Here is an 8,181-nt window from a genome sequence, read left to right as displayed (position 1 = left end):
AGGCTTTTGTGCCGGAGTTGCAGTGGAAAGCCCGACCCCTTGCGATAGCTTGGGGGCACCCCCAATATCTCCGGTCTATACTGTTTTCATTTAATCACTGCCCATAGCCAGCGTATACGATATTAAATTTCTACATGTCAGGCATCTCCATTTAACTTTCCTCGCCATCCAAAACATCAGGGATGACCGTAAAGCCATAACCGGGGTATCGCGGTAAAGCCTGACTGGCTGCCGGACAATGTCATTAAGTTAAGGAACGAATGTCAGGTTGAGCTTGTCGAAACCGGGTTATGCAAGCCGCTTTTTCACCAAGCCGCCTTCGACAGGCTCAGGCTGACAGCTTAACTTAATGACATTGGGCTGCCAGATTGAAACGGAAACCCCGCCACGCCCTGGGGCCTTGAATGGGAATGCAGCGCTGCGGGTGGCGGAGTTGCAGTGAAAAGCCGGGACTATAGCCGAATGAAATACTGTAACCGAAAGCCCCATATCTTCTTTCAATAATTTTATGTAATGCTGGTAAGCATTTTTACGATGAGCCAATAAAGTGGTATGGCTTTCACGGTACAGCTAAATGATTGACCTGTTAATTGGCGGTTTTCGCGTCCGCCGCCCAATAAATAAGCCCGCACCTGGCATTGTGCGGGCCTTTATAAAATAGCAATGCCGGTGGCATTATTCAGCTATCAATAGTCCATTCCATGGGTTGCCGGTGAGGCTGCCAAAGGTTGTTCTTTTTGAGGTTTGTCAGCTACCACGCATTCTGTTGTGAGGAGCATGCCTGCAATGGATGCGGCATTTTCAATGGCTATCCTGGTCACTTTTGTTGGGTCAATCACACCAGCCTCAAAAAGGTTTTCATATTGTTCAGTCCTGGCGTTAAAGCCATAATCTCCTTTTCCATCGCGAACTTTTTGCACCACCACGCTGCCTTCGATGCCGCAGTTATATACAATTTGCCGTAAGGGCTCTTCTACTGCACGTTTAACGATGGCTATACCGGTGGATTCGTCTTCGTTCAGGCCTTTTAGCCCGCTCAATGTTTCAATGGCTCTTATATAGGCAACACCACCTCCCGGAACAATACCTTCCTGTACTGCCGCACGGGTGGCATGCAGGGCGTCATCAACACGGTCCTTTTTCTCTTTCATCTCCACTTCTGTAGCTGCACCCACATAGAGTACTGCTACACCGCCACTAAGTTTAGCCAGCCTTTCCTGCAATTTTTCCCGATCGTAATCCGAACTGGTATTTTCAAGCTGGGCCTTAATCTGGCTAACCCTGGCAGAGAGAGCATCTTTGTCGCCATGGCCACCGATAATGGTAGTATTGTCCTTGTCAATGGTAACAGACTCCGCTGAACCAAGATAAGTCAAATCTGCACTTTCCAGTTTATAGCCCTGCTCTTCACTTATTACCCTTCCGTTGGTAAGAATAGCAATGTCCTGGAGCATTTCTTTTCTGCGGTCGCCAAAGCCAGGGGCTTTAACTGCGGCCACCTTTAGAGTACCGCGGATCTTGTTGACCACCAGTGTCGCCAAGGCCTCGCCTTCCAGGTCTTCGGTAATAATCAGGAGCGGCCGGCCGGTTTGCGCAGTCTTTTCAAGGATACCGATCAGGTCTTTCATTGCTGACAGCTTTTTGTCATAGATGAGGATATACGGATTTTCCAATTCAGCCTGCATCTTTTCGGTGTTGGTGACAAAGTAGGGAGAAATATAACCCCGGTCAAATTGCATCCCTTCCACTACTTCCACTGTGGTATCAGTTCCCTTGGCTTCTTCCACGGTTATCACACCCTCCGTACCCACTTTGGCAAAAGCTTCAGCTATCAGCTTTCCAATAGTCTCATCATTATTCGCGGAGATAGTGGCCACCTGCTGAATTTTCTGTGTATCGCTACCTACAGTTTGAGATTGCTGTTTCAGGTTGTTAACAATGGCCTCCACGGCCTTGTCAATACCTCTCTTTAAGTCCATGGGATTAGCGCCTGCGGCCACGTTTTTTAATCCTTCCTGAATGATGGCCTGGGCCAGAACGGTAGCCGTCGTTGTGCCGTCGCCGGCAACATCTGCTGTTTTAGAAGCTACCTGCTTTACCATCTGGGCGCCCATATTTTCTATCGGGTCTTCCAGTTCAATTTCTTTGGCTACAGTAACGCCATCTTTGGTGATGGCAGGTGCACCAAACTTTTTTTCTATTACTACGTTGCGTCCCTGGGGACCAAGCGTTACTTTAACAGCGTTGGCGAGTACATCAACGCCTCTTTTCATTTTGTTTCTTGCGTCAAGTTGGAAGAAAAGTTGCTTTGACATGATTTAATTTTTTGTGGTGATAACACATTTGGTTAAATGATGGCAAGAATGTCCGATTCCCGCATGATTAACAGAGCTTCTCCGTTTATCTGCAATTCTGTACCGGCATATTTTCCGTACAAAACGGTATCGCCCGATTTAACGGTAAGCGGTTCATCTTTTTTACCGGGGCCTGCTGCCAGGATTATCCCCCTTTGAGGTTTTTCTTTGGCTGTGTCTGGAATAATGATGCCGCCCTTTGTCTTTTCATCGGCGGGTGCGGGCTTTACAATAACCCGGTCATGAAGTGGTGTTGTCTGCAGATTGTTGGCCATAAAATGTAATTGAATTGGTTTACAAAAAATTGGCGTAATCACAGTGATTACACTACATTTTTCGCCCGGTCAACTGCTATGCCAGAGGGTTACAATAGAACTTTTTGTCAGTTATTGTTCAAGCTTTGTCATGCATTAAATTACTGTGTATTATTATGGCGTTCAATTGATAAAGACAACTAAATGCAGACAAAGTTTCAGCTCTGATGAGACGAAACGATATAATGGTATCGGTTAAAACGCATTCATTCTTAAAAAGTATAAACGAGATAAAAAGTCAGGCGAAATCCTGTATACAAAGCGCAAACTTATTTATAGTAATCAGTCAAGCACTTAAATAGCACCATCAGATTGGTTAAGAATGTAATTAAGGTTACTGAAAATTTTACAGTTGGATTGACTTTGGGACAGGTAAAATGTCAAAAAATCCTGGCTGCTCAGTTTGGTACCATGGTTGTTGAAATATTTTCACTAAAAAAGGAGGAATTATGGCAAACATCATGAAAAAAACAAATGCCCAACCGGCAACTTTTGGAAGTGTTGTTGACGAAATCTTCCAAAACAATCTCGCCCGTTTTTTTGAGGATGACTTCTGGGGCGCTGGCCGGTTAAACGTTAGCCAGCGGGTTCCCGTGAATGTCCGGGAAACTGAAACGGCTTACGAAATGGAATTGATTGCTCCGGGACTGAACAAGCAGGATTTTCATCTACAGGTTACAGGAGACAGCCTTACAATATTCTTTGAACACAAAGAAGAGCAGCAGCAAAAGGAAGCCGACGATGGCTGGCTAAAAAGAGAATATCGGCAGCAGTCGTTCAGCCGGAGTTTTAGCCTGGATGACAGTGTGGATGCTGAGAAACTGACTGCCCGGTACGACAACGGTATACTTTATATCAGCCTTCCCAAAAATGAAAAAAGCCGGAAAATCTCCCGGAACATTACTGTAAATTAAGTTTGCAGGTTTACTTACCCGGGCGGGATATGCATCCCGCCTTATTTAATGTTTCTCCGGCATGGGTAAAGTTTCCTTAAGCAAACAATTCACCATCCTGATTTTTGCCCTACATAGGCTGTTATCCGCTGCCGTTTTCCGGCATTTGAGTGTAGTTTGCAGAATAGCCTTGTACGTGTGGGCCTATATAACAATGCACAACTTAACCCGACTCCAAAATGGAATATGACAACAACATTTTACATTTTGATAAGTGCCAAAACAGATGAAGGCTTTGAGAGCTTCGGAAAATTTTATATTGGCTGTAATGCCGATATAGCAAAACAGGTTTTCAACAAACTGAAAGGAGATCCCGAAGTAAAAGAAGATTACATGTTACTGCTGGAACTTATGGAAACACGTAACGGGTTGCCTGTAAACCTTAAAGTGATAGGCTGCACATTAACGGAATTGGCCGACAATTGTAAAACGATCACAGCAGAAATTTTTAAAGCAGCTACTTTACATAAGGCTGCTGACTGAATGGAGATTGTCTTATTGAAAGAATATCAGCAAAGCTTTGAGAATCTACCTGGATGAGCTTTTTAGCAGTACTCATTCCAACTTACAATTTACTGCTTACCATTAGCATTGCATTGTGTTTTATTTTCTTTATGAGCCAAACTGAATTACTACTATGAGGCCAGGTTGCGTCGCACTCTTCATGGCCTTGTATGCTATTCGGCATAGTGCGGTAAACATTTAAAGATTCATCTTTAAACTGTGTATTTGTATCGTTTAAAATTGTTCATCTGAAAAAAACCTGCGTTGCTTTCGGTTACAGTGGCTCAATTATGTCACTAAATTACAAGAAACGAAGTCAGGTTTACCTTGGCCAACCATGTTATGCAAGCCTCTTACGTTGCTCCGGCAGCAGCCCGGCTTTACTGGGTCACCCCGCTTAAAGCTTTACATGTGCCCGTGACCACTACTTACTGATTAAACGGTTAGGAATGGATTATTTTACGCTCAAAATAAAATGGCTATCAATATGTATTGATAGCCATTAAGGTAAAACTATAAATGTCGGGAAGACAGGATTCGAACCTGCGACCCCCTGGTCCCAAACCAGGTGCGCTACCGGCCTGCGCTACTTCCCGGGCCGTTTTTGGTTAACGGGTGGCAAAAGTAAGGGTTTCGGTTTGTACAGCAAAATTGTGGTAAATTAATTCTTGATTACCCAAAGATATTCAGCTTTATAGGGCAGTGTTATGTATATGAACAGGGCTGTTTTGGTTTCTTTGATGTCTGCAAAGCCTGTTTGTAACGGATTAAAGCGGTTACTCCGCTGAAGCCTTGTGCGGCGGCCCTGTGGCGAAGTAATTGCCAACGCAGTTCTGCCCGGCCCGAGGTGCATCCCCAAAATCTTACCTCAGCAGGTTATAACAGCCTCTTAGCCTGCCGTACAAATCTTGTTTTGGCCTGCACAAGCAATAATAGGTTGTTGTTTTGTTAAGTTTGCGCTTTTAAAAGCTAATCGCTTTATTTTTATTGCTTTCTAAAACCTTGCAAATAATATAGTATGCTGAAACCTGTGTTGCGCAAGTTTACAATCATTGCTATCCTGCTGTTCGTTTCCGCCGTTTTTAATACCCTGAAAAGCCAAACACCACTGGATACAGCTTTGAGCCTGTATGGCACTGAATACCAGCAGGAGCGCATGTATTTGCAGTTTGACAAAGGTTTGTACTCCCCCGGCGAAACTATTTGGTTCAAAGCTTACCTGATGGCGGGCATAGAACCATCGCAGCTAAGCAAAAACTTTTATATAGACTGGACGGATGCCGACGGTAATGTGCTGCTGCATGGTACAGCCCCCATTATTGAAGCTTCCGCCAGGGGGCAGTTTGATATACCTGCAACGTTTGCCGGCAAAATAATTCATGTGCGTGCCTACACCAAATGGATGCTGAATTTTGATACCGCTTTCCTTTTTAATAAAGACATACGGGTAGCGTCTAAAAAAGCGATAGCTGCCGCTACGCCAGCCGTTGTTAAACAAAAAACCACGTTGCGCTTTTTTCCTGAAGGGGGAGATTTGGTGGAAACCATCCAGAGCAAGGTTGCTTTTAAAGCGGTGAACGATTATGGCCTGCCGGTTAAGGTAAAGGGCACGGTTGTTAACGCAAAGGGCGAAACTGTGGCCAGGTTTAACAGCGTTCACGATGGTATGGGCACCTTTATGCTTGACGTTGCGCCGGGAGCCTCTTACAAAGCCAGGTGGACTGACGAGCAAAACAATGCCTACGAAACCAGCCTGCCTGCAGCTAAACCTGCCGGTGCCACGCTTACCATTGCAGGCAGTGGCAGCAAAAAGAACTTTTTAATTAAGCGGTCAGAAAATGCGCCTGCTGCCATGAAGGCGTTGCACATAATAGGTACCATGCACCAAAACCTGGTGTACAAAGCCAATGTAAAGCTGGAGGAAACAACGGCCATCGGCGGCGCCATACCTACTGAGCAACTGCCCAGCGGTATTTTACAAATAACACTGTTTGATGATAATTATACCCCGCTTGCAGAACGTATTTGCTTTGTAAGCAACAACGATGCTGTGTTTACGCCCGGCCTTGATTTTTACCTGCTGGACCTTGGCAAGCGTGGAAAAAGCACCCTTGAAATTGACCTGCCCGATACAATTACTGCTAACCTTTCCGTTGCAGTAACAGATGCAGGGGTAACGCCAGACAGCAGCAGCAACCTGGTGGCCCACCTGTTGCTGGGCAGCGAGTTAAAGGGCTATATCCATAACCCCTGGTATTATTTTGGTAACGGCAATACCGATTCCCTGGCGGCTAACCTGGATTATGTTATGCTTACCAACGGCTGGCGCAGGTTTAAATGGGATGAGCTGGTAAAAGGCCAACTGCCTGCTATTAAGTACCCGCAGGATACCGCTTACATGAGCCTTCGCGGTAAAGTGTACGGCGCCACCCCTTCAGAACTTAGGGAAGCCGGCGACCTGTACGTGATAAGCCAGGGCAAAGATTCATCCCGCCAGTTGCTGATGCTGCCTGTAAAAAGCGATGGCACTTTCCAGGACCCCAGTTTTATATTCTTCGACTCCCTGAAGCTTTACTACCAGTTTAGCAAAGGGCGCAGGCTGGAAACAGCGGCCGAAGTGCGCTTTGAAGGTGGCTTTCTGCCATCTCCGCAAAAGATTAAGCTGGATAAAGGTGGCCTTGCCTACCTGATGAACGATACTACCGGCAGTGCCCGTGCCAAATATTTTGCGGATGAACAGGACCGCCTGCAAAAACTGCTGGAAGGCACTACACTGGAAGGGGTTACGGTAAAAGCCAAAACAAAATCTGCATTGCAAATACTGGATGAGCAGTACACTTCTGGGCTGTTCAGGGGTGGTAACTCCCGGGATTTCGATATCAGTAACGACCCCGTTGCCCGCAGCTCTATGAATATATTTACTTACCTGCAGGGCAGGGTTGCCGGCCTGCAGATAAGCAACCCCACCGGCCAGCCCAGTCTTACCTGGCGTGGCGGCACACCGCAGCTATTCTTAAACGAAATGAATACAGACCCCAGCATGATCTCTTCCATTAATATGAATGATGTGGCGTATGTAAAAGTGTTTACGCCGCCGTTCTTTGGCGGTTTTGGCGGCGGCTCCGGCGGCGCCATCGCTATTTACACCAAAAAGGGTGGAGAAACAAAAAGCGAACCCGGTAAAGGCCTGCCATACAAATTGGTTTGGGGCTATTCTAACATGAAGGAGTTTTATTCTCCGGACTATGCCACTTTTAACGAAAAGAACGACTTGCCCGATGTGCGTTCTACCATTTACTGGAACCCTTACGTGTTAACCACTGAAGAAAATCACAGGGTACGCCTTAGCTTTTATAATAACGACATCACCGACAGGTTCCGCGTTATTGTGGAAGGTGTAACCAAAGATGGCCGTTTTGTACACATGGAGCAGGTGGCAGAATAAACAGTTAAGCCTTTGGCTTGCGCCAAATTTTTTATGATACCAGCTATGGAGTTTCATGGCATCGCCTGTTGCAAACATGGTTTTGTTATTATTTGGTCTTTCAGTGAAAGAACAAATAATAATCAAGCACTTCATCGTTCATATCATTGGGCAGCTTTTCAGACCCGGGTAGGGAATATCGAACAAGGAACAAGGAATTTTGAATGATGAAAGGGCGAAGCGGAATGCCCCTACTCACCACTCACCACTCACGAACTAAAGGCTTTACTATGAATAGTCCCGGTTGCAAACCGGGGTTAAAGCACGAAGGCTGCCCAACCCCTGCGGGGTTGAATCTCTTGCGTATTCAACGCTTACAGGGTTGCCGGGTGATTCATTCTTTAACCCCGGGTTACACCCGGGGCTATTATTATTTATGCCCTCCGGGCAATGATGAAAACTCCTGATTTTCTTTTTAATGACATTGCCTGTGGACTGTGCGATTAGAGCCTAAACAGGCCGCAGTGTCTGCCACCCATAGGTGCCAGACACGTAACCCCCCAAGGAGGCTGCGAACCATCGGGATGTTTCACGTTAATATTGGCGGCAAAAACGGACGTTACCCGCAGTGT

General features: G+C 46.0%; 5 protein-coding genes and 1 tRNA gene. 3 read left to right on the top strand and 3 right to left on the bottom strand.

Going from position 1 to position 8,181, the window contains the following annotated elements; genetic code table 11:
* Positions 1–686 precede the first annotated feature (686 nt).
* Together groL and F0364_RS22385 are read right to left on the bottom strand one after the other, a co-directional pair.
* A complete protein-coding gene (gene groL / locus F0364_RS22390) occupies positions 687–2,315 on the bottom strand; it encodes a chaperonin GroEL (RefSeq protein WP_153800050.1) in 1,629 nt (542 codons plus the stop codon).
* Positions 2,316–2,347: 32 nt separating this feature from the next.
* Positions 2,348–2,629, bottom strand: coding sequence for a co-chaperone GroES (locus tag F0364_RS22385; RefSeq protein ID WP_153800049.1), 282 nt, complete (start codon positions 2,627–2,629; stop codon positions 2,348–2,350).
* A gap of 488 nt (positions 2,630–3,117) precedes the next feature.
* On the opposite strand from F0364_RS22385, the gene F0364_RS22380 reads away from it, so the two are divergent.
* Positions 3,118–3,582: an Hsp20/alpha crystallin family protein gene (locus tag F0364_RS22380; RefSeq protein WP_153800048.1), complete on the top strand. Its 465-nt coding sequence runs from the start codon at positions 3,118–3,120 to the stop codon at positions 3,580–3,582.
* A gap of 225 nt (positions 3,583–3,807) precedes the next feature.
* The gene (locus F0364_RS22375; protein WP_153800047.1) at positions 3,808–4,104 is read left to right on the top strand and encodes a hypothetical protein; all 297 of its coding nucleotides are present in this window, start codon (positions 3,808–3,810) and stop codon (positions 4,102–4,104) included.
* 543 nt (positions 4,105–4,647) lie between these two features.
* Here the strand turns inward: F0364_RS22375 and F0364_RS22370 are convergent.
* Positions 4,648–4,721, bottom strand: a tRNA-Pro gene (locus F0364_RS22370).
* 422 nt (positions 4,722–5,143) lie between these two features.
* Between F0364_RS22370 and F0364_RS22365 the strand changes: the two genes are divergently transcribed.
* The gene (locus tag F0364_RS22365) at positions 5,144–7,570 is read left to right on the top strand and encodes a hypothetical protein (RefSeq protein ID WP_153800046.1); all 2,427 of its coding nucleotides are present in this window, start codon (positions 5,144–5,146) and stop codon (positions 7,568–7,570) included.
* Positions 7,571–8,181 lie beyond the last annotated feature (611 nt).

It is taken from the genome of Foetidibacter luteolus (assembly GCF_009650435.1).
GTDB classification, from domain to species: domain Bacteria; phylum Bacteroidota; class Bacteroidia; order Chitinophagales; family Chitinophagaceae; genus Foetidibacter; species Foetidibacter luteolus.
Note: the sequence above shows the minus strand (reverse complement) of the source record. Positions and strands in the feature narration are given on the sequence as shown.

Coding starts and splice junctions, on each gene's coding strand:
- F0364_RS22385 (WP_153800049.1), bottom strand. CDS start 2,629: ATGGCCAACAATCTGCAGACAACACCACTTCATGACCGGGTTATTGTA.
- F0364_RS22380 (WP_153800048.1), top strand. CDS start 3,118: ATGGCAAACATCATGAAAAAAACAAATGCCCAACCGGCAACTTTTGGA.
- F0364_RS22375 (WP_153800047.1), top strand. CDS start 3,808: ATGACAACAACATTTTACATTTTGATAAGTGCCAAAACAGATGAAGGC.
- F0364_RS22365 (WP_153800046.1), top strand. CDS start 5,144: ATGCTGAAACCTGTGTTGCGCAAGTTTACAATCATTGCTATCCTGCTG.
- groL (WP_153800050.1), bottom strand. CDS start 2,315: ATGTCAAAGCAACTTTTCTTCCAACTTGACGCAAGAAACAAAATGAAA.